The sequence below is a fragment of the Bradyrhizobium prioriisuperbiae genome (assembly GCF_032397745.1).
GTDB classification, from domain to species: Bacteria; Pseudomonadota; Alphaproteobacteria; order Rhizobiales; family Xanthobacteraceae; genus Bradyrhizobium_A; species Bradyrhizobium_A prioriisuperbiae.
Genome location: NZ_CP135921.1, coordinates 1,651,122 through 1,674,340 on the forward strand (window position 1 = coordinate 1,651,122; position 23,219 = coordinate 1,674,340).

A 23,219-nucleotide genomic window follows, 5' to 3' on the forward strand; every position below is an offset into this window, starting at 1 on the left:
CCGCATCGGCAACAAATTGGACATCTGGCAAGGAGCTTTCGCTCGCTTCGGAATTCGAAAAGCGAGTCAAGTTCGCGTGAGACGATAACGGTCAACCATACCGAACGCTCACATCTTCGCGTCTTGACCCAAAACAGACGCAGCGCAACAGTCGCGGCAACAAGAGCTGTACGGCATTTCCATCCCCTGGGAGAAAGCCATGTCACAACGCAGCCCCTCGCGCGATGCGAGTCGTCGCAATTTTCTGAAAGGCGCAACACTTGCCGGCGCCGCGGCGCTGACCACGCCGGCAGCCGCCAACACGCCGCCGCCGGATCTTCCCGCCGATCGCCCCAAGGCTCCGGTTCCCGGACCGAGACTCGCCGCGGCCGAGACGACGCTGCCGCCTGTCGATCCGGATCCGGTCAAGCAGAGCAGCAGCGGCGGCGACTTCATGGTCGACGTGCTCAAGACCCTCGACATCGACTACCTGGCGATGAATTGCGCCTCCAGCTTCCGCGGCCTGCACGAGGCGCTGGTCAATCACGGCGGCAACAAGCCGGAGATCCTGACTTGCGCGCATGAGGAAATCGCGGTCCACATGGCGCAGGGTTACGCCAAGATCGAAGGCAAGCCGATGGCGATGATCTGCCACGGCGTGGTCGGTCTGCAGCATGCCACCATGGCGATGTACAACGCCTGGTGCGACCGCGTGCCGATGCTGGTGATGGGCGGCAACATCATCGAGGCGAACAAGCGTGGCCCCGGCGCCGAATGGGTGCATTCGGCGATCGATCCGGCGGCGATCGTGCGGGACTTCGTCAAGTGGGACGACCAGCCGACCTCGCTGCAGCACTTCGCCGAATCGGCGGTGCGGGCCTACAAGGTGGCGGTGACACCGCCGATGGCGCCGGTGATGCTGTCACTCGACGCCGAGTTGCAGGAAAATCCGATCGGCGATCCGGCGGCGCTGCGGATTCCGCGGCTGGCCACAGTAATCCCACCGCAGGGCAACGACGCGGCGCTGGCACAGCTGGCCAAGATGCTGGTCGACGCCGAAACCCCTGTCATCATCTGCGACCGCATGGCCCGTACGCCGGCCGGCATGACGCGGCTGGTGGAGCTGGCGGAAACGCTGCAATGCGCCGTGATCGACAATTTCGGCCGCATGAATTTCCCCTCGCGGCATCCGCTCAACCAGTCGTTCCGGCGCTCCATCATCTCGCAGGCGGACGTCATCCTGGCGCTCGAGGTCAACGAATTGTGGGGCTCGCTCAACGACTTCAGCGATCGCATCGTGCGCAGTTCAGCGCCGAAGTATAAGAAGACTGCCAAGATCGTCACCCTCGGCAGTCGCGACCTCTACATGAAATCCAACTATCAGGATTTCGGCCGCTACCAGGAGGTCGACCTGACCATTGCCGGCGATGCGGAAGCGAGCCTGCCGGCGCTGACCGAACAGGTGAAGCGCCTGATCGATGAAGGCAAAAAATCCACCTTCGAAGCCCGTGGCAAGAAGCTTGCCGGCGCCAAGCTCGCCACCATCGCGCAGGCGAAGTCGGACGCCACCATCGGCTGGGATGCGAGCCCGATCACCACCGCGCGGCTGTGCGCGGAGCTCTACGGCCAGATCAAGGACGAGGATTGGTCGCTGGTCGGCACCTCGATCCGCCTGTCGTGGCCGCACAAATTGTGGAACATCGACAAATCCTACCAATGGAATGGCGGCTCGGGCGGCGCCGGCGTCGGCTACACCCTGCCTGCCTCCCTCGGCGCGGCGCTCGCCAACAAGCGCCACGGCCGCCTGACGGTGGCCATCGGCGGCGACGGTGACTTCATGTTCGTGCCGAGCACGCTATGGACCGCCGCGCATCACCGTATTCCGCTGCTCTACATCGTGCACAACAATCGCGCCTATCACCAGGAGTACATGTATCTGCAGGCGATGGCCGCGCGTCACGGCCGCGGCATCACCAACACCGATATCGGCACCACGATCAAGGATCCGAATGTCGACTACGCCACGGTGGCGCGCGGCTTCGGTGTCTATGGCGAGGGTCCGATCTCCGATCCCAGGGATCTCGGCCCCGCGCTGAAGCGCGCCATCGCCGTGGTGAAAACCGGCCAACCTGCATTGGTCGACGTGGTGATGGATCAGCGCTGAGGGAGATGGCGATGATACAGTTTGCTTGTTTCGTGCGACGCGCGGCCCTTATCGCACTGATCATCGCTGCCGGTGCAACCGGCGGATGGACTGTCGCGCAGGCCGACGATACGCCGCCGCCCGGCGATCCCGTCAACGGCCAGCGTGTCTATCTCGCCGACGGCTGCTTCATGTGCCATGGCCGCGCCGGCCAGGGCGGCCAGTTCAACTATCAAACACCGGTGCTGGCGCAGATCGCACTCCCGGTGGACTCGTTCATCGCCTTCCTGCGCGCAGCGCCGAACGACATGCCTTCGTTCTCCGCCGACGTGCTCTCCGACAAGGATGCCGCCGACATCCATGCCTTCCTCAGCACGCTACCTGGACCGAAACCGGCCAAGGACTTTCCGCTGTTGAACCAGTGAGCGGCTTCTCGACCATCGGGGCCACGGCCCCGGGGGTCATTGCAGGGGCATAACCCGCTGTCGCAAATGGACAATTTTATGCACTCTGGAACAATGAATCCTTCTTGACTTCGGTCGGTCGACCGAATTATTAGATTCCGGCGCGGTTAGGAGCCTGGCCATCGCCGGAGGAGGGCCGCACGGAGGTCCGAAATGGCGCGCGCAACTGCAGCCAAGGTCGACACCAGCATCGCAGTGCTCGAAGCCGCCAAGAAAGTGTTGCACCAGAACGGCTATGCGAAGCTGTCGACCCGGGATGTCGCAGCCGCAGCCGGCGTGCCGCTGAGCCAGATCCATTATCACTTCGGCTCCAAGCAGGGCATGCTGCTGGCGCTGTACGAGTATCTCAACTCGCAATTGCTCGACCGCCAGAACGCGATGTACGCCAACACCACACTGACGCTGTCGCAGCAATGGGACCTGGCGTGCGACTACCTCGATGACGACATCGCCTCGGGCTACGTGCGCATCATGCAGGAATTGGTCGCCGCGAGCTGGTCCGATCCGGAGGTCGCCAAGGTGCTTCGCGCCGGCCTCAAGGGATGGCTCGATCTGCTGACCGAGGCCGCGCGCCGGGCCGAACGCAGCTTCGGCAGTCTCGGCCCATTTTCGGCCGAGGAAATCGCCGGCCTTGTCGCCCAGGCGTTCATCGGCGGAGAGAGCCTCTATCTGCTCGGCGCCGAGCAAGAGGGCCTGCCGGTCCGCCGGGTGCTGCGGCGCGTCGGCGATCTCATTCGTTTTGCTGAAGGCAACTCATCGAAGAGGTGACGTGATGCGTGCAAAGCTGCCCAGCAAGGAAGGGTTCGTCACGCGCGACGGCGTGAAGCTGCATTACGAGATCTATGGCAACGGCGCCGACACCATGGTGTTCCTGCCGCCGTGGTCGATCGTCCACTCCCGGGTCTACAAGGCGCAGCTGCCCTATTTCAGTGAACGTTTCCGTTGCATCACATATGATGGCCGCGGCAACGGCAAGTCCGACCGGCCGACGGAGGTCGCGGCCTATTCACTGGACAATTACCTGGCGGATGCACTGGCGGTGATGGACGCCACCGAAACGGGGCCATCCATCATCGTCGGCCTTTCATTTGCCGGTCTGCTTGCCTGCATGCTCGCCGCACATCATCCACATCGGGTCAGGGCCGCCGTTCTGGTCGGGACCGTGGCAAGCACGGGCCCCGAACACCCTCATTTGTCGCACAAGAATTTCCTTGCGAAGCGCGAACGGTTCGATGGCTGGGACAAATTCAACCGCGCCTACTGGCAGACAAACTACCCCGATTTCGCGGAGCACTTCATCAAGAGCATCTTTCCGGAGCCGCATTCGACCAAGCAGATTGAAGACGGCATCCGCTATGCCGGCGATACCAACGGTCCGGTGCTGACCAGAACCGTCGAGGCGCGCATCATCCCGCCGACACTCGATGTCAGTGAGGCGATGTATCGCAAGATCCACTGCCCTGTGCTGATGATCCATGGCGACGACGACCAGATCCAGCCCTATGCCCGCGGGCAGCGCGTGGCCGAGATCACCGGCGCCGAACTCGTGACCATCGCCGGTGGTGGCCACAATCCGCTGGGCCGAATCCCTGCGAAGTGCAACGCGCTGATGGTCGATTTCTTCGATCGCAAACTAGGCATCACCGCGCCGAAACGCCCGGCGGGCCGGACCGGCAAAACCAAAAAGGTGCTTTATCTCTCGTCCCCGATCGGTCTCGGGCACGGCCGCCGCGACATCGCCATCACGCGGGAATTGCGCAAGCTGCATCCGGACCTGCAGGTCGACTGGCTGGCGCAGGATCCGGTGACACGCCTGCTCACGGCCTATAGCGAGACCATCCATCCGCTCAGCGCGCGTCTCGCCAGCGAATCCGAACACATCGAGAGGGAATCGGGTGAGCATGAGCTGCATGTATTCCAGGCCATCCGCCGCATGGACGAAATGCTGATCGCGAACTTTATGCTGTTCCAGGATGCCGTGGTGCAGGGCGGCTATGACCTCGTGATCGCCGACGAGGCCTGGGACGTCGACCACTTCTGGCATGAGCATCCCGAACTGAAAGCATCCAAGCTCGCCTGGTTCACCGATTTCGTCGGTTATCTGCCGATGGCGAGCGGTGGCGACCACGAGGCCTTTCTCACCACCGACTACAATGCCGAGATGATCGAGCATGTCGAGCGCCAAACGGGCGTGCGCGACCGCGCCATCTTTGTCGGCGAAGCGGACGATGTCATTGCCCGCTCGTTCGGCCGGGATCTGCCTGACATGCGCGACTGGGTGCCGCGGCATTTCGATTACGCGGGTTACATCATCGGCGAGCACCCGCGGGCGTTCGGCAGCCGCGCCGACCTGCGCCAAAGTCTCGGTTACCGCGCGGATGAGCGGGTGTGTATCGTCACCGTCGGCGGCTCCGGCGTCGGCGCGCACCTGATCCGACGCATCCTGCAGGGCTATGCCATGGTCCGCACCAGACTGCCCGAGTTGCGCATGATCGTGGTGGCAGGCCCGCGCATCGATCCCGCGTCTCTCGGCGCACCCGCCGGTGTCGATGTCCGGAGTTTCGAGCCGAACCTCGACCGCCACCTCGCCGCGTGCGACCTGGCGCTGGTCCAGGGCGGCCTCACCACCTGCATGGAGCTCACCGCCGCAGGAACGCCATTCATCTATTTCCCGCTCAGGAATCACTTCGAGCAGAATTTCCACGTCGCCCATCGCCTCGATCAATATCGCGCCGGGCGGCGCATGGACTACGCCACATCGACCCCGGACATGATCGCGGACGCCATGGTCGATGTGCTGAAGACGCCGGTGAATTTCAAGCCGGTCGCTGCCGACGGCGCCGCGCGAGCGGCCCGCATGCTGGCCGAGCTCTTCTAGAGATCGGCACCAGGGCGCTCAAGAAAACCGCGCGAGGGACCGCGCATTGTCACCAACGCCGGCGTGCTCGCAAACGCGACGCACGGCCTGCGTCGTGTCGCGCATAAAAACCACCGCGGTGGCGGTACTACCGCTCCGCCTTTCGAGACAGGAGATCCTTTCATGGGTCGTTTGATCGCATTTATCTATGGACTTGTGTCCTACGCCATCTTCTTCGTCACGTTCCTCTACGCCGTCGGTTTTGTCGCAGGCCTCGTGGTGCCGAAAACCATCGATACCGGCGCGATCGCCCCAACGACGGAAGCGCTGATCGTCAACCTGCTGCTGATGTCGCTGTTCGCGATCCAGCACAGCGTGATGGCGCGCAAGCCGTTCAAGTTGTGGTGGACGCAATTCGTGCCGAAATCCGTGGAACGCAGCACCTATGTGCTGTTCTCCAGCTTCGCTCTCGCCCTGCTGTTCTGGCAATGGCGGCCGCTGCCCGCGGTGGTCTGGCAAATCGCCAACCCGCAGCTCGCGATGGCGATCACGGCACTGGCGTTCGTCGGCTGGCTGATCGTGCTGACCAGCACCTACCTGATCAACCATTTCGAGCTGTTCGGGCTGCACCAAGTCATCAACAACCTGACCGGCCGCGAGATGCCTGCGCCACTTTTCCGCACGCCGCTGTATTACAAGTTCGTGCGGCATCCGATCTATCTCGGCTTCATTATCGCATTCTGGGCGGCGCCGACCATGACCGTGGGGCATCTGCTGTTTGCCGCCGTCACCACCGCCTACATTTTCGTCGGCATCTTGCTGGAAGAGCGCGACCTCGTCGATCTCTTCGGCGACGAGTACCTTCGCTACAAACAGCGCGTGTCGATGCTGGTGCCGTGGCGCAAGTCGGCGTGACCCAAGCCGGCGCAACAGACGGCTCCGCTCGGAAATTATTTGATCCAGAGCTTCAGCGGAACCGTCTGCCGATCGGCGCATGTCATGGTGCCAGTATAGAAGTCCGCCATCTTGCCGCTATAGGTGCATTCGACGCCGGCGAGCACCAGCGTCGCATTCACGCGCGACGACGCCGGCGTCGACATCTGCAAACGCATCTCCCCGGTCTTCTGCTCCGGGCCGTCCTGTGTGCACAAGCCGGTGTGTGTCATGGTCAGCGGCCCGGCATACTCCCTGATGCGTCCCGGCGACTTTTCCGTAACGGTCGCGGTCAGCTCCCATTCGCCGGCGAACCCGGCATAGCCCGTGACTTTCAGAGATTGGGCTTGCGAAGATTGGACCTGTGGGGATTGAGCTTGAAGCGGCTGTGCTTGCGCCGGCACGGTCACGACACTCAAACCGATCAGCAAGCACAGTCTTCTCACGACAATCTCCTGCGTCGGCCGGCGTCAGCGCTTCCTGAGAAAGGCGCGTGCATCGGCAATTTCAGTCCTGGTCTTGTCGGCATCGCCGGCAACAGCCACGACCTTCTTATGGTACTCCAGCGCCCTGGCGCTGTCGCCGGACTTCTCGGCGGCGGCCGCGGCGCCGGACAAGGCGCCCAGCCGGTTCGGCTCCTTCTTCAGCGTCGCCTCGAACGCCGCGAGCGCGTCGACCGCCCTGCCACTCTCCAGCAACATGACGCCGTGGAGCTCCCGCGCCGGTCGCGGCACGCCCGGTGTCACCGGATGCTTCTCGGTTTTGTCTTCGGCATCGGCGGCAACGTTCATCGCCTTCAACGCGTCATCGCGCCTGCCTTCGGCATAAAGCACCCAGGCGGAGGCAATCTGCGCCTGAATATCGACCTGCTCCGACCAATAAGCATCCTTGGCCAGGCGCAATTTGTCGCGCAATTCGCCGAGTCTGGCGATATCCACCTTGGCCTCCTCCGAACGGCCGAGGCGGGCGGCGCCGAGCGCCCGCGCGAAATGGGTCATGGCATCGGCATAAAGGAACTGGCTGGGACGGACCGGCAGTTCCGCCGCGCCCTTCCAGTCGCCGCGCTCGATCATGTAGCGCGCCGGGCTGACCGCGAGCGCATAGGGACCGACAAAACGATTGGGGTTGATGCCGGCAACCGCCGCCATCTCATCGACCACGGCGCGTGCCTTGCCGTCCTGCCCGAGCTGAAGATAGGCATAGACCAGATAGTCCATGGCATGCAGTTGCTCGTCGAAATCCTTCTCGGACTTCGCCGATCGTGCCGAATTGGTGTTAGACGCGATCGATTCCTTCCATAGGCCGAGACGCGTGAAGATATGCGACGGCATGTGCTGGGCATGGGGCGCGGCGGGCGCGATCCGGGCATAACGACGGGCCGCATCGAGACCCTTCGCGGCGATCGGCGGATAGTCGGTGAGGTGAATCATGTAATGGGTCACGCCGGGATGCTGCGGCTGGCGCCGCATGATCGGCGCGATGATGTCAGCGCCCTTGAGCTGATTGGCGTAGGTCTTGTCGGCGGGCGAGGCCGAGGTATTGAGCGCGAGCGCATGATGGATCTGCGCCTCGTCGTCGTCGGGATAGCGTTGCGCCAGTGCTTCCATGGCTTTGGCATAAGCCAGCAGGCGCGTGCGGTGGTCGACCTTGTCGTAATCGACGTACATCCGCGCCAACGCATCGAGGTAGTCACGTTCGCGCTGGGTCTTCGGGGACATCGCCTGGCCTTTTTGAATGGCCGCCAGGCCGAGCGGAAGATTGGGCACGGGCGGAGGCGCATGGGGATTGTAGAGCAGGCTCAGCGCAATGCCCCAATGGGCAATGCTGCACTCCGGATCAACCTTCAACACGTCCTCGAACGCGCTCTGCGATGCGCGGTACCAGAACGAATGCTGATACAGCATGGCGCGGTCGAACAGCTTCTGCGCCTCCGGCTTGCACGACGTTTCGAAATGCACGGCACCGAGCTTTTTGTCGTCGCCTTGTGCGAAGATCGGCCTGATAACCGAAACGCCGGCCGCGACAACAACGGCCATCGCAAATGTCACATATGCTGTCCTGATCACGCTAATTTCTCCCGGTTTATGCATGCAGCCTGCGGCCTGCGCATGAGATGCGTTGCGCGATTGAACGCCCGGTGCGTCAAATCAGCCGTTAGCGCGGCGTCAACGCCGGCGTTAGTCGACAGCCATCGCCCAGCCCGGCAAAATGTCTCGGGGGCAGAGTGTCTCGGGATTTGAACCATATGAAGCGTATGGCGACCCATGGATGACATGAACAAAGCCGACATCGGCACATACAGGCTCGCCCTGCTCGGTCGCTTTGAACTGACAGGCCCCTGCGGCAGCATCGATATCGCAAGCAGGAAGGCGATTGCGACTTTGGCATACCTCGCCTGCGCGACGCCTCACCCGCAGCGGCGCGAGAAACTGACTCACCTGTTATGGGGATCGCATCCCGAGATGCAGGCGCGGCAGAACCTGCGCCAGACGCTTTATGTGCTGCGGCAAGGCCTCGGCCCGGATGCGCTGATCAGCGACGGCGATTACATCTCCCTCAAGCCCGGCTTGCTGGCCTGCGACGTTCCGCGGTTCGAGACCCTGATCCGCGACGGCAGCCGTGACGCGCTGGCCGCGGCTGTCGACCTGCACAAGGGCCTGTTTCTGACCGACATCGACATCGCCGAGGAAGACTGGGACCAATGGCTGAAGAATGAGCGCCAGCGGCTGCATGGATTGGCGCTCGACACCTTAATCAAGCTCGGCCAGCTGGAATTGGCCCTGGGCAAACCGGAGGCGGCGATCAAGGCCGCCGATCAGGCCATCACCACCAACGATCTGCGCGAGGATGCGCACCGGCTGATGATCCAGGCACTGGCGGCGGGCGGACGGCGCCCGGACGCCCTGCGGCACTACGAACATCTGACTGCGCTGCTGAAGCACGAGCTTGATGTCGAGCCGGATGCCGGCACCAAGGCCCTGGTCAACGAGCTCCGCTGTTCACAGTCGGCAGGCATGGAACAGGATCGCTCGCAGATATCGATCGCGCCCATCGGCAACGAAGGACCACCCCTGCCGTTGCCAGATCGCCCTTCGATCGCGGTGCTGCCATTCTCCAACATGAGCGACGATCCGGATCAGGAGCACTTCGCCGACGGCATGTCGGAAGATCTGATCACCGGGCTTGCCCGCATCCGCTGGCTGTTTGTGATCGCCCGCAACTCGACCTTCGTTTACAAACAGCGCGCAGTGGATGTGAAGCAGGTCTCCCGCGAGCTCGGCGTGCGTTATGTCCTGGAAGGCAGCGTGCGGCGTTCCGGCCGGCAGTTGCGCGTCAGTGCGCAATTGATCGACGCGATCACCGGTGGCCATCACTGGGCCGAGCGTTACGACCGGGAGCTAGGCGATATCTTCGCCGTGCAGGATGAAATCACCCGCAGCGTTGCTGCGGCGATCGAACCGCATTTGCTGGCCGCGGAAGGCGTGCGCGCGCTGTCGCACTCGGCCGACGATCTCTGCGCATGGGAGATGGTCGCGCGTGCGCAAGTGCACGCGTGGCGGCTGACGCGGCCGGACCATGAAATCGCCATCGATACGCTGAACCGGGCGGTGCAGGCTTATCCCGATTACGCACCGGCGCAATGCCTGCTGGGATACTGCCTGGCGTTTGCGGTTCACATGGGCTGGCTCGATCGCGACGAAGGATTGCGGTCCGGCCGGTTGCACGCCGTCCGGTCAATCGCACTCGATGAGCGCGATCCCTGCGGACATATCGCACTCGGTTATCTGGCATTGATGGAACGGCGAACGTCCGACGCGATCGCAGCGTTTCGTCAGGCGGTCGACCTCAACCCCAATTCGGCGATGGGCCGCTACCATCTCAGCCATGGCCTGGCGTTTGCGGGGCAGGATCGCGAAGCCATCACGCAAGCCGATGAAACCATCCGGCTCAGTCCGCTGGATCCGATGAAGGCACTGTTTCTGGGCGCCATCGCAGTAGCGCATTATGTGGCGGGACGATACGAAGAGGCCTGCCATTTCACCACCGAAGCCGCCCGCTTGCGCCCCGGATTTCAGGGCGCGCAACGGATGCGCTGCGCCAGCCTGGCCCAGGCCGGGCGCGTCGAAGAAGCCCGGGCGCTGCTGGCGACGGTGCGACGCGACCAACCCAAACTCTCGATCGACTGGATCAAAGCCAGCGTCCCCTACCAGACGCCCGAATTGATGGAGCAGTTTCTGGAGGGGATGCGGAAGGCGGGACTGAATGACGATCGCCCCGTGTTGAGTGGTCGCCGGGAGGCGCGGCGATGACGGAGACAGCCCGTCACGACGCCTGGCAGGCCGGCGACAGCTACGATCTCTACATGGGACGCTGGAGCCGACAGATCGCACCGCGCTTTCTCGACTGGCTCGAAACACCCCGCGATCGCGACTGGCTGGAGATCGGATGCGGGACCGGCGCGCTGTCCGCGACCATCCTGGCGCAGGGGCAACCAAGCAGTCTCGTTGCCATCGATCCGTCAGCGGACTTCGTTGCAAAGGCGCGCGCGAATGTGCCGGATCGGTGCGTCTCGTTTCAGGTGGGCGATGCGCAGGCGCTGACCCAGGAAACCGCCAGCCGCGATGTCGTCGCGTCGGCGCTGACATTGAATTTCGTGCCCGACAGGGATCGCGCGCTGTCCGAGATGAAACGGGTGGCCCGCATCGGCGGCATCGTCGGATTCTATGTCTGGGACTATCCCGGCCGCGGTGTGGAGTTCATGCAGGCGTTCTGGGATGCGGCAACGACACTCGATCCCAAGGCCCTGGATCTCACCGAGGACAAGCGTTTTCCCTTCTGCACGCCGGATGGACTGACCGCGCTGGCGACGCGCGCCGGCCTCGCATCCGTCACCTGCGCACCGATCGAAGCCCCGACAGTGTTCAGGGATTTCGAGGATTATTGGCACCCCTTCACCCTGGGCGCGGGGCCGGCCCCCGGTTATTGCAGGAATCTCGAACCCGCGGCACGGCAGCGTCTGAAAGAGAAGCTGCACGACAGTTTGCCGCGACGTGCCGATGGTGCGATCGCGCTGACAACGCGCGCGTGGGCGATCAAGGCGCGGATCGTTTGACTGCTGCTTTCTTGACGCCTGCTTTCTTCACGCCCGCTTTCGACCTTGACGACTGCGGGGCATCCGGCCGTGTCGCAAGCCAGATCCGGTGTCGTGCGCCTTTGCGGGATCCGGTCGCACGCACGGCAACATCGTCGACGGAAAACCCTGCACGCCGGAGTCGCTGCGTGAAAGCGTCGTCGGGACCGCCCGACCACACTGCAAGCACCCCTCCGGGGCGCAGCGCGGAATAGGCCTCGCGCAAACCGCCGGCATGATAGAGCCCATCGTTCGCCGAGCGGGTCAATCCTTCCGGACCATTGTCGACATCGAGCAGGATCGCATCATAAAATGACTTTTTCGACCTGATGACATCAGCGACATCAGCTTGCCGCATCTCAACGCGCGGATCGTCCAGCGCATTCTCAAAAAGTCCGGACAACGGTCCCTTCGCCCAGGCGATCACCGCCGGGACAAGTTCCGCGACAACGATTTTTTCCTTGGGGCCGACGACCGTCAGCGCCGCGCGCAGCGTGAAGCCCATACCGAGTCCGCCGATCAGAATCCGGCGCTTGTCGCGGTCGGCCGTTCGCGCACAGGCCAGTGTTGCCAGTGCCACTTCCGAGCCGCTGAGGCGGCTGCTCATCAGCTGGTTCTGTCCCAGCATGATCGAGAACTCGGAGCCGCGCTGCATCAGCCGCAGCGTGTCGCTCGTTCCCGGAATTGTGCCGGTGTCGATCAGGGTCCAGGGAAGCATGGAAACGGCTAATTCATCGGTGCTTTGGGGTCGCGCCGCTTCCGGGACGCCTCGATCACCGCGCCATTTCTGGCGGACTTCTTTTCGGAATCACGGCGCGGCTTGATGCTCATCGCTTCGATCCCGGGATCGGGCTTTGCAGTGTCCGCCGGGATGTTCATGGCGGCGATCATGACATCGAGCGACTCCTTATACTCGCCCGTGCTCTCCTCCGCGCCAGCCTGCTGGCGCACCGGTTCCGCTTCCGCGATGCGGGCCGGCTCGATGGCATTGTGATCGAACCGCACGCGCTGGAGCTTGTCCCCGACAAACCAGACGCAGCTGACGCCGGTGATTGTGTTGTCATCGAACACGCTGGTGTTGACCGCATCGATGGTCATGATCGGACCGCCTGACTTCAGCACCACGAGATCGCCTTCCCTCGGAATGGTCATTGGCAAATTCCCTTGGTTCCACTACGCGAATCGCAACCGTTGCATTGCAACAGTAGCAAATCGCTGCAGTGCAATCACCCGTTGCGGGCGGCGATCGCTATGGATCCAGGAGCAGTGCCCCGATGCTGGTCCAATACCGGCTTGTCGCGCTATCTCATTGTTTGGGCGGGCCCATTCGGATCGAAAGCCGGAGGATGACCGTTTTCAGACCAGCCGGAAGCGCAACCTAATCCGCCCCGAGATACGCCGCCTTGACCTTCGGGTCCGAGAGCAGGGCCGAGGCCGCGCCGCTCGAGATGATGTGGCCGGTTTCCAGCACATACCCGCGGTCGGCGATTTCCAGCGCCGCGGTGGCGTTCTGCTCAACCAGCAGCACGGTGATGCCGTCCTGCTTCAGCGCCGTGATCGCCGCCAGGATCTGGTCGACGAGAATGGGAGACAGTCCGAGCGAGGGCTCGTCGAGCAGCAGCAATTTCGGCTTGCCCATCAGCGCGCGGCCGATGGCCAGCATCTGCTGCTGGCCGCCGGACAAACCGCCCGCGGCCAGATGGCGCTTTTCGCGCAGTATCGGAAACATCGCAAATACCCGTTCGCGATCACGCTCGATGCCGTCGTCGCGCCGCATGTAGGCGCCAAGCCGCAGATTGTCATCGACGGACAGCGGACCGAACACCTGCCGCCCTTCCGGCGATTGGGTCATGCCGCGCGCGACGCGCCGGTGCGGCGGCAACCGGTCGATGCGATCACCGAGAAAACGGATTTCGCCACCGGTGGTCGGCTGCACGCCCGACAACGCCCGCAGCAGCGTGGTCTTTCCGGCGCCGTTGGAGCCGATCAAGGCCACAACCTCGCCAGCCTTGACCGCGAGACTGACGCCCTTCAGCACCTCGATGCGGCCATAGGCGCTGTGCAGATCGGTGACCTCGAGCATCGCAGCCTCAGGCACGGGCCGCCTCCCGTGCGCCGTGTTTGCCGAGATAGGCCTCCATCACCGCCGGATTGTCGCGCACTTCGCGCGGCGTGCCCTCAGTGAGGGGCCGCCCTCGCTCCAGCACCAGAATGCGATCGGAGATTTTCATCACCAGCTTCATGTCGTGCTCGACCAGCACCACCGCGATGCCTTTATCTGCCACGCGGCGGATCAACCGGTCGATCTCTTCGGTTTCAACCGCGTTGCAGCCGGCGGCCGGCTCATCGAGCAGCAGCACCTTCGGTTCAGCCGCAAGTGCGCGGGCAATTTCCAGCCGCTTGCAGGCGCCATAAGGCAGCGAACCGGCGAGCTGATCGGCGCCGCCGCGCAAGCCCACTTCATCCAGCAGTTGAAGTGCAGCCTCGCGTGTCGCGCTGTTCTGCCGCGACACCGACGGCAGCCGGAACAGGTCGGCGAACAGATTGCAGCGCTCGCGCAAATGCCGGCCGACCATCACATTCTCGGCGGCGGTCATGCGCTGGAAGATCTGCAGGTTCTGGAAGGTGCGCGACATACCACGCGCGGCCAGCCGATCCGGCGCAAAGCCGGTGACATCATTGCCGGCGAGTTCGACCTGCCCCTGGTCGGCTGCGTAGACGCCGGAGACCACGTTGAACAGCGTGGTCTTGCCCGCACCGTTCGGGCCGATGATGGAGAGGATCTGCCCTGGCGCCACCGTGAAGCAGACGCCGTCGATCGCCTTGATGCCGCCAAACGCAATGCCGATGTCGCGGGCGCTCAGGATGGTCATGCGCGGGCCTTCCGGGTCAGCCACTTGCCGGCGGTGGGCACAATGCCATCGCGCATGAAAATCATCGACACAATGATAATGAAACCGAGCAGCAGGTTCTCGTATTCCTGAAACACGGTCAGCACCTGCGGCAGCGTCACCAGCACGGCGGCACCGACGATGCTGCCGACCACGGAGCCAAGCCCGCCCAGCACCACCATGGTGACCATTTCGACCGAATGCAGGAAGCCGGCCTGATCCGGGTTGGTGAAGCCGTTCATCAGCGCGAGCATCGAGCCGGCCAGCGACGCGTACACCGCGGCCACCACAAACGCCTGCAGCTTGAAGCGGGCGACATCGACGCCGGCGACGCGGGCGGCGACCTCGCTGTCATGCAGCGCACGAAACGCGCGCCCGGTGGGTGTTTCATAAAGATTGAGCGCGATCCAGGTGCCGAGCAGCAGCATGCCGCCCGTGATCCAGTACCAGGTGTCGGAGCCGCTGGCACGCCAGCCGAACAGTGCGAGCTTGGCCACCGGCATGCCATCCGGCCCGCCAGTCCAGCGGCTTTCGGTGGTGATCACCATGGCCACCAGGACACCGAGGCCGAGAGTAGCGATCGCCAGATAATGGCCTTTCAAGCGCAGGATGGGACGGCCGACGAGAAAGGCCAGCACGGCAGAAATCACGGCGCCGGCGAGCAGCGCCGCCAGCGACGGCACGCCAAGATGTTTCGGGCCGATCGCGACCGCATAAGCGCCGATGCCGAAAAAGCCGGCATGGCCGAGGCTGACCTGACCGGCCTGCCCCATCAGCACATTGAGACCGATCGCCGCGAACGCCGACACCCAGACCAGCGCGGCGACGCGATAATAATAACTCGAGGGAAACAGCAGAGGCAGCAGCACGATGACCGCGGCGAGCACCAGCAGGGTGACGGCACGATGGCCCAACTGAAACGGCATCGCTCAGACCCTCTCCACGGTGCGCCGGCCGAACAGGCCCTGCGGCATCGCGAACAGCACGATCAGGATGACGATGAAGGCGAAGGCGTCCTTGTAGGTCGAGGAGATGTAACCGGCCCCGAAGGACTCCAGCAGTCCGAGCAGCAGGCCGCCGGCGACCGCGCCCAACGGATTGCCCATGCCGCCGAGCATCGCGGCCGCAAAGCCTTTCAGCGCCAGCAGCGTGCCGACATCATAACTGGTGAGAGTAATCGGCGTGACCAGAATGCCGGCGATCGCACCAATGGCAGCGGAGCCGCCGAACGCCAGCGCCATCACGGTTGTGATGTTGATCCCGACCAGACGCGCCGCCAGCCGGTTGGCCGCGGTGGCGAGCACCGCTTTGCCGAGCACGGTGCGTTCCAGAAACATGTAGAGCAGCAGCACGATCACCGCGGTGCCGCCGAGCACCCAGAAGCTTTGTGGCTGCACCGCCGCACCAAACAGATTGATCGGCGTGTCGCCGGAGAAGGCCGGCAGCTTGTGGAACTGCTTGTCGAACACCACCTGCGCCGCGCCGCGCAGCAGGATCGAGGCGCCGATGGTGATGATGATCAGCGTGACGGCGGACGCGCCACGCGCCGGCGCAATCGCCAGCCAGTAGAGTAGCAACCCGACGGCGACAGAGACAATCACCGCAATCAGCGCCGCCAGCGGCAGCGGGACGCCCATGGCCGAGACAAACACCGTCACCATGCCGCCGAGCATGACGAATTCGCCCTGCGCGAAATTCACCACGTCGGATGCGTTGTAGACCAGGGTAAAGCCCAGCGCGACCAGCGCGTAGACCGCACCGACCGTCAGGCCCGACATCAGGAATTGAAAAAACTCGGCCATAACCCCTCAACGGCCGGTGATCGGCCGCGCATTCAAGACGTTGGTGATGTGTTTGTCACTTGTTCCGTGACTTGGGTTTTTCGCTGCACGTTGCAGTGCGGCGTGTCGAAGCGTAGCTCCAAATTCTGCGTCATGCCCGCACTTGTTGCGGGCATCCACGCCTTCGCTTCGTCAACAAGGAAGACGTGGATGGCCGGGACAAGCCCGGCCATGACGGCGGAAAGGCAATGCCCCTCAAGTCCCCGGCGCCAGCAGCGTCCAGTCGCCGCCCTTGATCTCCAGCATGCGGAAGGCCGAGAGATCGAGGCCGAGGTGGTCGGTGGGCGACATGTTGACGACGCCGCCGGTGCCGACAAAGCCCTTGGTCTTTTCGATTTCGTCGCGCAGCTTCTTCGGGTCGGTGGAGTTGGCGCGCTTGATGGCATCGACCAGAATGAAGAGGCCGTCATAGGCGTGGCCGCCAAAGGTCGAAACCGGCTGCTTGGTGCCGTCTTCATAGGCCTTCTTGTAGTCGACCACGATTTTCTTCTGCGCGTCCGAATCCGGCAGCTTGTCGCCGACCAGCAGCGCCGCCGCCGGCAACCGGACGCCATCCGCCGCCGGACCAGCGAGATCGATGAAGCTTTTCGAGGCGACGCCATGGCTTTGATACAGCGGCGTTGCAGACATGCCGAGCTGGGCATAGTTGCGGGTCACGATCGCGGGGCCCTGGCCGAAGCCCGGATTGACCACGGCCTGGATGCCGGCAGTGTTCTTGATCTTGGTGAGCTGCGCGGTCATGTCGCTGTCGCGTGGGCCGTAGCTTTCCTCGGCGACGACCTTGATGCCGTATTTCGGTGCGGCGATATTGCATTGCGCGCGCATCGAGGCGCCGAAACCATCGGTGCCGGAGATCATCGCGATGTTGGTCAGGTTGCGCTGCTTCAGATTTTCGAAGATCTTTTCGCACGCCATCTTGTCGGTGTGCGGCGTCTTGAACACGTATTTCTGCACCGGCTGGACGATTTCGATGGCGCCGCCGAGCGAGATCAGCGGCACTTCCGCCGCCTCGAACACCGGGATCATCGCCATGGTGGTGCCCGTGGTCGAGCCACCTACCATCGCCATCACCTTGTCGTCTTCGATCAGCCGCGTCGCAAAGGTGCGTGCCTTGTTGGCGTCGCCACCATCATCATACAGCACGAGCTCGATTTTCTTGCCGTTGACGCCACCGGCCGCATTGATCTTCTCGACATACATCCGCAGCGTCTTGTCCTCGGGCTCGCCCAGGAAGGAGGCGGGCCCCGTGACCGAGAGAACCGAGCCGATCTTGATGGTCTGTTGGGCCAGCGCGGGATGGCACAGCGCTGATACCAGCGCCGTGGTCGCAACAAGACGTTTGATGGCTGAGAATGGTGTCATGTCTTCCTCCAGGGTTGCCTGCTCATTTTTATCGGAGCTTGGCGTCCTCAATATAATTGACCGAACGGTTGGTCAATAGTAAGTTGGTTGGATAACGGCGGCTGCGACAACGCGGCAACAGACCGGCCGAACGGGAGAACACCTTGGACACAGATCTGGTTTTGACCGAAACCCGCGAGGGCTATCGCGTTGTCACCCTCAACCGCCCCGACCGCCTCAACTCCTTCAATGCCCGTCAGCATGAAGCGCTGATGACGGCGCTTGTGGCCGCCGAGGCGGACATCAGCTGCCGCGCGCTGATCCTCACCGGCGCCGGCCGCGGCTTCTGCGCCGGGCAGGATCTGTCCGACGGAGTCTACACCCCCGGCGAGACGCCGGACCTGAGCGTCACCATCCAACGTTATTACAATCCGCTGGTGCGCAAGCTGCGCGACCTGCCGATGCCGGTGATCTGCGCGGTCAATGGCACCGCGGCGGGCGCCGGCGCCAACATCGCCTTCGCATGCGACCTCGTGCTGGCGGCAAAATCGGCAAAATTCATCCAGTCGTTTGCGAAAATCGGCCTGGTGCCGGATTCCGGCGGCACCTGGTTGCTGCCGCGGCTGGCCGGGCGCGCCCGCGCCCGTGGCCTTGCGCTGCTGGCCGAACCGATTTCGGCCGAGCAAGCCGAAGCCTGGGGCCTGATCTGGAAGACGGTCGACGACGCCGGCCTGATGACGGAAGCCCATCGTCTCGCGGCGCACCTCGCGACCCAGCCGACCAGCGGACTCGCTTTGATCAAGCAGGCGCTCGACGCGGCCGAAACCAACGACCTCGACCAGCAGCTTGATCTCGAACGCGACCTGCAGGGACAGGCCGGCCGCACACCTGACTACATGGAAGGCGTCACCGCGTTCTTTGAAAAGCGCGCCGCCGTCTTCAAGGGGCGGGTGTGATGGACGGCGATCACGATGGCCACGCGCTGGCGCAAGTGTCGGCGCAAGCGATGTGGGCGAACGACAACGCCAGCCGCGGGCTTGGCATGACGCTTGTCAGCGTGGCGCCCGGCGAAGCGGTGCTGTCCATGGTCGTGCGCAAGGACATGGTGAACGGCCACGGCATCTGCCATGGCGGCTTCATGTTCACGCTGGCGGATTCTGCCTTCGCCTTTGCCTGCAACAGCCATGGCGAGCCCGCGGTGGCGCAGCAATGCGCGGTGACCTTCATTCGGCCGGTTCGGGAGGGCGAAACGCTCACGGCGCATGCGCTGGAGCGCTCGCGTGTCGGCCGCGGCGGCATCTACGATGTCACCGTGCGCGCCGCCGACGGCGACGCTGTCGCGGAGTTCCGGGGACATTCACGTACGATCGGGGGGCGATCCCCCAGCACCAAGAGTTCATAAAAGAAGTTTCGGGAGGATTCCTTGCTGCAAATTCCACTCCGCAAGCTGGCTGAGCTGAAGCCTCAACCCACCGCGCTCGATCGCTTTGAAACCGCCTCGACCGACGAGCTGCGCGCCTGGCAGCGCGAGCGGCTGGCATGGTCGCTGCGCCATGCCTACACCAACGTGCCGCATTATCGCGCCAAGTTCGATGCCGCCGGCGTTCACCCCGACGACTTCAAGACGCTCAGCGACCTGGCAAAATTTCCGTTCACCGCCAAGGCGGATCTGCGCGACAATTATCCGTTCGGCATGTTCGCCGTGCCGCAATCCCAGGTTTCGCGCATTCATGCGTCGTCGGGCACCACCGGCAAGCCGACCGTAGTCGGCTACACCAAGGCCGACATCGACGTCTGGAGCGACATGGTCGCCCGCTCGATCCGCGCCGCCGGCGGCCGACCCGGCATGAAGGTGCATATCGCCTACGGTTATGGCCTGTTCACCGGCGGCCTTGGCGCCCATTACGGCGCGGAACGCCTGGGCTGCACGGTGATTCCGATGTCCGGCGGTATGACCGAGCGCCAGGTCCAGCTCATCACCGATTTCAAGCCCGACGTCATCATGGTGACGCCGTCCTACATGCTGGCGATCCTGGACGAATTCAGGAAGCAGGGCCTCGATCCGCGCCAATCGTCGCTGCGGATCGGCATCTTCGGTGCCGAGCCCTGGACCAATGCGATGCGTGAGGAGATCGAGGAAGCTTTCGACCTGCACGCGGTCGACATCTACGGCCTGTCGGAGGTGATGGGACCGGGCGTTGCCAGCGAGTGCGTCGAAACCAAGGACGGCCTGCACGTCTGGGAAGATCATTTCTATCCCGAGGTGATCGATCCGGTGACGGGTGAGGTGTTGCCCGACGGAGAACAGGGCGAACTGGTGTTCACCTCGCTGACCAAGGAAGCGATGCCCGTGATCCGCTATCGCACCCGCGACCTGACCCGGCTGCTGCCGGGCACCGCGCGAGCACTGCGCCGGATGGAAAAGGTCACCGGACGCACCGACGACATGATGATCATCCGCGGCGTCAATGTGTTTCCGACCCAGATCGAGGAAAAGCTCGCCACCATCCCGGTGCTGTCGATGCATTACCTGATCGTACTGAGCCGTGAAGGCCGCATGGACGAAATGCAGATCCAGGTGGAAGCGCGTCCGGACGCAACGCCCGAGGCGCGCAAGTCCGCCGCCAGGCAGCTGGAGCAATCGGTCAAGGACACCATCGGCATTACCGCGCGCGTGGATGTCCTCGACCCCGGCGCGATCGAACGCTCGCTCGGCAAGGCCAAACGCATCGTCGATCGCAGGCCGAAGCATGATTAGAAACTCATCGGCCTCGTGGTTCGAGACGCGCAGCCTTGCTGCGCTCCTCACCATGAGGAGTTTCCCCTCATCCTGAGGAGCCCGCGCAGCGGGCGTCTCGAAGGACGAGGCCACGAACTTAAGGACTACGGCACGACATGGCACGCTCTCGCGCCAGCGACTACGACGACAAACGACGCACCATCCTCAACCGATCGGCGGAGCTATTCTCCGAGCACGGTTACGACCGCGCATCGATGAACAAGATCGCGGAGGCCTGCGGCGTGTCGAAAGCGAACCTTTATCACTACTACAAAGACAAAGAAGAACTGCTGTTCGACGTCATTCGCTTCCATCTCGAGGAACTGCTTGAAACGGTTGAAGCTGCCGATCATCCCGAGCTGCCGCCGCCGGAGCGGCTGCGCGATCTCGTCGGCGGCTTGCTCGAGGCATATCGCGACGCGGATTCACAGCACAATGTCCAGATCAACAGCCTGCGTTTCCTGCCCCCCGAGCGCCAGGCGGAGCTCAAGGCGATGGAGCGCGAGCTGGTGCGGATCTTTTCCGACGCCGTACTCGGCATCGCCCCGCAGTTGAAGGGAACCAGGATGCTGAAGCCCGTGACCATGTCGCTGTTCGGCATGTTGAACTGGCACTATCTGTGGTTTCGCGACGGCGGCGACGTCACCCGTGCCGACTATGCCGACCTCGTCACCAAGCTGATCTCCGACGGCACCCGCACGCTGCGCGCACAGCCGCGGGCCGCGTCCAAGCGCTCCGCCGCGGCGGAATAATCACCGACATCCATCCCTTTAACCGCAGAGTGATCCCATGAAACTCGAAAGCTTCGTCCGCGGACAATGGGCGGCTCCCGGCCGCGACTTGATCGACATCCGCAGCGCCGTGACCGGCGATGTGGTGGCCCAGGCCAGCGGCGGCGGGCTCGATATGGCCGAGATCCTGCGTTACGCCCGCACCATTGGCGGCGCCAACCTGCGCAAGCTGACATTCCATCAGCGCGCCGACCTGCTGAAGAAGCTCGCCCAGCACCTGACCGAGCGCAAGGATGAACTCTACAAACTGTCGTTCCAGACCGGCGCCACCCGCACCGACAATTTGATCGATGTCGACGGCGGCATCGGCACGCTGTTCGTCTATGCAGGCAAGGGCCGCCGCGAACTGCCGAATTCAACGTTCCTGATCGACGGCGCGGTCGAACCGCTCGGCAAGACCGGCACCTTCGCGGGCCAGCATATCGTGACGCCGCTGCGGGGCGTCGCGGTTCATATCAACGCCTTCAACTTTCCCTGCTGGGGCCTGCTCGAGAAGCTGGCGCCGGCGCTGCTGGCTGGCGTTCCCGTGGTGACCAAGCCAGCCACCGTGACATCCTATGTCGCGCACGCCATGGTGCGGATGATCGCGGACTCAAAGATCCTGCCCGACGGCGTGCTGCAGTTCATCGTCGGCCCGACCGGCGACCTGTTCGATCACCTCACCTGCCAGGATGTGGTGTCCTTCACCGGATCGGCCACGACGTCCCAGACACTGCAACGCCATCCGGTGATCGCACGCGAAGCGGTGCGTTTCATCGCCGAGCGGGATTCGCTGAATGCCGCGATCCTGGCGCCCGACGCAGCACCGGGCACGCCGGAATTCGATCTCTTTATCAAGGAAGTGGCCAAGGAGATGACGGTGAAGGCCGGGCAGAAATGCACGGCAATTCGCCGCGCCCTGGCGCCCACGGCCCATGTGCCGGCCGTGATCGACGCGCTGCATGAGCGCCTGTCAAAAGTGCAAATCGGCAATCCCGAACTGGAAACCGTGCGCATGGGCGCCCTCGTCGGCCTCGACCAGCGGCGCGATGTGCTGGCGCATGTGGAAAAACTGCGGACGGAAGCGGAGCTTGTTGCCGGCGACCCGGAGAATTTTTCGGTCGAGGGTGCCGACAAGGTCCGCGGCGCATTCCTGCCACCGCTGCTGCTGCATTGCGCCGATCCGATCCGTGCAACCCACGTGCATGCCATCGAAGCGTTCGGCCCGGTGGCAACGGTGATGGGCTACGACGGCCTTGACCAGGCGATCACGCTGGCCAATCGCGGCGAAGGCAGCCTGGTGGCTTCGGTCTATACCCATGATCCACGCACCGCGTCCGACCTGGTGTTCGGCATCGGTGCTTTCCATGGCCGGCTGGTGCTGATCGATCGCGACTGCGCCAAGGAACAGACCGGCCACGGCTCACCGATGCCACACATGGTGCACGGTGGTCCGGGCCGCGCCGGCGGCGGCGAGGAACTGGGCGGCGTGCGCAGCTTGCAGCATTATATGCAGCGCACCGCGCTGCAGGGCTCGCCGGCGATGCTGACCGGCATCACCGGAAGCTGGATCAAGGGCGCGCCGGTGGTGGAAAAGGACCGCCATCCGTTCCGTTATCACTTCGAGGATCTCGACATCGGCCAGACCTTCTTTTCGAAGGAACGCACCATCACGCTGGACGACATCGAGCACTTCGCCCATTTCACCGGCGACACTTTCTATGCGCACATGGACGAGGAGGCCACCAAGGGCCATCCGTTCTTCCCGGGACGGGTCGCCCACGGTTATCTCTTGCTGTCATTCGCCGCCGGTCTTTTCGTGGATCCCGATCCGGGCCCGGTGCTGGCCAATTACGGCCTTGATTCCCTGCGATTCGTAAAACCATTGCAACCCGGTGAGACCATCAAGGTGCGGCTGACGGCGAAGGAAAAGTCTCCTCGCAACAAGCAGTATGGCGAGGTACGCTGGGACGTCGAGATCTCGACCGACAAGGGAGAGACCGCTGCAACCTATGAACTTCTGACCATGAACGCCGTGCGGCCTTGAACTGCGCGGCGGACATCAAAAACAGTTCAGAACAAGGGAAGGA

21 protein-coding genes are annotated in these 23,219 nt (G+C 63.5%); 12 read left to right on the top strand and 9 right to left on the bottom strand.

What is annotated here, in order from left to right; all coding sequences use genetic code 11:
- Window positions 1-199 precede the first annotated feature (199 nt).
- The 5 genes from RS897_RS07695 to mddA all read left to right on the top strand — a co-directional run bounded on the left by RS897_RS07695 (window position 200) and on the right by mddA (window position 6,358).
- On the top strand, window positions 200-2,143 hold the full coding sequence (locus RS897_RS07695; protein WP_315835990.1) for a thiamine pyrophosphate-binding protein: 1,944 nt from the start codon (window positions 200-202) through the stop codon (window positions 2,141-2,143).
- Between the two features lie 11 nt (window positions 2,144-2,154).
- The gene (locus RS897_RS07700; protein WP_315835991.1) at window positions 2,155-2,547 is read left to right on the top strand and encodes a c-type cytochrome; all 393 of its coding nucleotides are present in this window, start codon (window positions 2,155-2,157) and stop codon (window positions 2,545-2,547) included.
- Between the two features lie 192 nt (window positions 2,548-2,739).
- Window positions 2,740-3,354, top strand: a complete 615-nt coding sequence (locus tag RS897_RS07705) for a TetR/AcrR family transcriptional regulator (protein ID WP_315835992.1) — start codon at window positions 2,740-2,742, stop codon at window positions 3,352-3,354.
- Between the two features lie 4 nt (window positions 3,355-3,358).
- A complete protein-coding gene (locus RS897_RS07710; protein WP_315835993.1) occupies window positions 3,359-5,464 on the top strand; it encodes an alpha/beta fold hydrolase in 2,106 nt (701 codons plus the stop codon).
- 162 nt (window positions 5,465-5,626) lie between these two features.
- Window positions 5,627-6,358 (top strand): methanethiol S-methyltransferase, encoded by a 732-nt coding sequence (gene mddA / locus RS897_RS07715; protein ID WP_315835994.1) that lies wholly within the window; start codon window positions 5,627-5,629, stop codon window positions 6,356-6,358.
- 35 nt (window positions 6,359-6,393) lie between these two features.
- Here the strand turns inward: mddA and RS897_RS07720 are convergent, their stop codons facing one another.
- Window positions 6,394-6,807, bottom strand: coding sequence for a hypothetical protein (locus RS897_RS07720; RefSeq protein WP_315835995.1), 414 nt, complete (start codon window positions 6,805-6,807; stop codon window positions 6,394-6,396).
- 39 nt (window positions 6,808-6,846) lie between these two features.
- Entirely contained in the window at window positions 6,847-8,442 is a 1,596-nt protein-coding gene (locus RS897_RS07725) for a tetratricopeptide repeat protein (protein WP_315835996.1), read from the bottom strand.
- Window positions 8,443-8,649: 207 nt separating this feature from the next.
- On the opposite strand from RS897_RS07725, the gene RS897_RS07730 reads away from it, so the two are divergent.
- On the top strand, window positions 8,650-10,686 hold the full coding sequence (locus tag RS897_RS07730) for a BTAD domain-containing putative transcriptional regulator (RefSeq protein WP_315835997.1): 2,037 nt from the start codon (window positions 8,650-8,652) through the stop codon (window positions 10,684-10,686).
- The gene (locus tag RS897_RS07735; protein ID WP_315835998.1) at window positions 10,683-11,489 is read left to right on the top strand and encodes a class I SAM-dependent methyltransferase; all 807 of its coding nucleotides are present in this window, start codon (window positions 10,683-10,685) and stop codon (window positions 11,487-11,489) included. Before RS897_RS07730 ends, RS897_RS07735 begins: the two co-directional genes overlap by 4 nt.
- On the opposite strand, the gene RS897_RS07740 is transcribed toward RS897_RS07735, so the two are convergent.
- The 7 genes from RS897_RS07740 to RS897_RS07770 form a co-directional block, all read right to left on the bottom strand.
- A complete protein-coding gene (locus RS897_RS07740; protein WP_315835999.1) occupies window positions 11,470-12,225 on the bottom strand; it encodes a spermidine synthase in 756 nt (251 codons plus the stop codon). The two genes, RS897_RS07735 and RS897_RS07740, sit on opposite strands and share 20 nt — an antisense overlap.
- Before the next feature lie 8 nt (window positions 12,226-12,233).
- A complete protein-coding gene (locus RS897_RS07745; RefSeq protein ID WP_315836000.1) occupies window positions 12,234-12,659 on the bottom strand; it encodes a YodC family protein in 426 nt (141 codons plus the stop codon).
- 226 nt (window positions 12,660-12,885) lie between these two features.
- On the bottom strand, window positions 12,886-13,590 hold the full coding sequence (locus tag RS897_RS07750; RefSeq protein WP_315838552.1) for an ABC transporter ATP-binding protein: 705 nt from the start codon (window positions 13,588-13,590) through the stop codon (window positions 12,886-12,888).
- Window positions 13,591-13,597: 7 nt separating this feature from the next.
- Window positions 13,598-14,380 (bottom strand): ABC transporter ATP-binding protein, encoded by a 783-nt coding sequence (locus RS897_RS07755; protein ID WP_315836001.1) that lies wholly within the window; start codon window positions 14,378-14,380, stop codon window positions 13,598-13,600.
- Entirely contained in the window at window positions 14,377-15,324 is a 948-nt protein-coding gene (locus tag RS897_RS07760; protein ID WP_315836002.1) for a branched-chain amino acid ABC transporter permease, read from the bottom strand. Before RS897_RS07760 ends, RS897_RS07755 begins: the two co-directional genes overlap by 4 nt.
- A 3-nt stretch (window positions 15,325-15,327) precedes the next feature.
- Complete coding sequence (locus RS897_RS07765; protein ID WP_315836003.1) at window positions 15,328-16,200, bottom strand: branched-chain amino acid ABC transporter permease; 873 nt, start codon at window positions 16,198-16,200, stop codon at window positions 15,328-15,330.
- A gap of 234 nt (window positions 16,201-16,434) precedes the next feature.
- Window positions 16,435-17,601 carry an ABC transporter substrate-binding protein gene (locus tag RS897_RS07770; RefSeq protein WP_315836004.1) on the bottom strand — a complete coding sequence of 389 codons (1,167 nt, stop codon included), beginning with the start codon at window positions 17,599-17,601 and terminating at the stop codon, window positions 16,435-16,437.
- Window positions 17,602-17,744: 143 nt separating this feature from the next.
- Between RS897_RS07770 and paaG the strand changes: the two genes are divergently transcribed.
- The 5 genes from paaG (at window position 17,745) to paaZ (ending at window position 23,176) form a co-directional block, all read left to right on the top strand.
- On the top strand, window positions 17,745-18,536 hold the full coding sequence (paaG, locus tag RS897_RS07775) for a 2-(1,2-epoxy-1,2-dihydrophenyl)acetyl-CoA isomerase PaaG (protein ID WP_315836005.1): 792 nt from the start codon (window positions 17,745-17,747) through the stop codon (window positions 18,534-18,536).
- A complete protein-coding gene (gene paaI / locus RS897_RS07780) occupies window positions 18,536-18,982 on the top strand; it encodes a hydroxyphenylacetyl-CoA thioesterase PaaI (RefSeq protein ID WP_315836006.1) in 447 nt (148 codons plus the stop codon). The genes paaG and paaI overlap by 1 nt, the downstream gene beginning before the upstream one ends.
- 21 nt (window positions 18,983-19,003) lie before the next feature.
- The gene (paaK, locus tag RS897_RS07785; RefSeq protein ID WP_315836007.1) at window positions 19,004-20,338 is read left to right on the top strand and encodes a phenylacetate--CoA ligase PaaK; all 1,335 of its coding nucleotides are present in this window, start codon (window positions 19,004-19,006) and stop codon (window positions 20,336-20,338) included.
- A gap of 137 nt (window positions 20,339-20,475) precedes the next feature.
- Window positions 20,476-21,111: a TetR/AcrR family transcriptional regulator gene (locus RS897_RS07790; RefSeq protein ID WP_315836008.1), complete on the top strand. Its 636-nt coding sequence runs from the start codon at window positions 20,476-20,478 to the stop codon at window positions 21,109-21,111.
- A gap of 37 nt (window positions 21,112-21,148) precedes the next feature.
- A complete protein-coding gene (gene paaZ, locus RS897_RS07795; protein WP_315836009.1) occupies window positions 21,149-23,176 on the top strand; it encodes a phenylacetic acid degradation bifunctional protein PaaZ in 2,028 nt (675 codons plus the stop codon).
- Window positions 23,177-23,219: the final 43 nt, after the last annotated feature.

Excerpts from the sequence above, each read along its gene's own strand:
- RS897_RS07695 (WP_315835990.1), top strand. The coding sequence starts at position 200 with ATGTCACAACGCAGCCCCTCGCGCGATGCGAGTCGTCGCAATTTTCTG.
- RS897_RS07700 (WP_315835991.1), top strand. The coding sequence starts at position 2,155 with ATGATACAGTTTGCTTGTTTCGTGCGACGCGCGGCCCTTATCGCACTG.
- RS897_RS07705 (WP_315835992.1), top strand. The coding sequence starts at position 2,740 with ATGGCGCGCGCAACTGCAGCCAAGGTCGACACCAGCATCGCAGTGCTC.
- RS897_RS07710 (WP_315835993.1), top strand. The coding sequence starts at position 3,359 with ATGCGTGCAAAGCTGCCCAGCAAGGAAGGGTTCGTCACGCGCGACGGC.
- mddA (WP_315835994.1), top strand. The coding sequence starts at position 5,627 with ATGGGTCGTTTGATCGCATTTATCTATGGACTTGTGTCCTACGCCATC.
- RS897_RS07730 (WP_315835997.1), top strand. The coding sequence starts at position 8,650 with ATGAACAAAGCCGACATCGGCACATACAGGCTCGCCCTGCTCGGTCGC.
- RS897_RS07735 (WP_315835998.1), top strand. The coding sequence starts at position 10,683 with ATGACGGAGACAGCCCGTCACGACGCCTGGCAGGCCGGCGACAGCTAC.
- RS897_RS07740 (WP_315835999.1), bottom strand. The coding sequence starts at position 12,225 with ATGCTTCCCTGGACCCTGATCGACACCGGCACAATTCCGGGAACGAGC.
- RS897_RS07745 (WP_315836000.1), bottom strand. The coding sequence starts at position 12,659 with ATGACCATTCCGAGGGAAGGCGATCTCGTGGTGCTGAAGTCAGGCGGT.
- RS897_RS07750 (WP_315838552.1), bottom strand. The coding sequence starts at position 13,590 with ATGCTCGAGGTCACCGATCTGCACAGCGCCTATGGCCGCATCGAGGTG.
- RS897_RS07755 (WP_315836001.1), bottom strand. The coding sequence starts at position 14,380 with ATGACCATCCTGAGCGCCCGCGACATCGGCATTGCGTTTGGCGGCATC.
- RS897_RS07760 (WP_315836002.1), bottom strand. The coding sequence starts at position 15,324 with ATGCCGTTTCAGTTGGGCCATCGTGCCGTCACCCTGCTGGTGCTCGCC.
- RS897_RS07765 (WP_315836003.1), bottom strand. The coding sequence starts at position 16,200 with ATGGCCGAGTTTTTTCAATTCCTGATGTCGGGCCTGACGGTCGGTGCG.
- RS897_RS07770 (WP_315836004.1), bottom strand. The coding sequence starts at position 17,601 with ATGACACCATTCTCAGCCATCAAACGTCTTGTTGCGACCACGGCGCTG.
- paaI (WP_315836006.1), top strand. The coding sequence starts at position 18,536 with ATGGACGGCGATCACGATGGCCACGCGCTGGCGCAAGTGTCGGCGCAA.
- RS897_RS07790 (WP_315836008.1), top strand. The coding sequence starts at position 20,476 with ATGGCACGCTCTCGCGCCAGCGACTACGACGACAAACGACGCACCATC.
- paaZ (WP_315836009.1), top strand. The coding sequence starts at position 21,149 with ATGAAACTCGAAAGCTTCGTCCGCGGACAATGGGCGGCTCCCGGCCGC.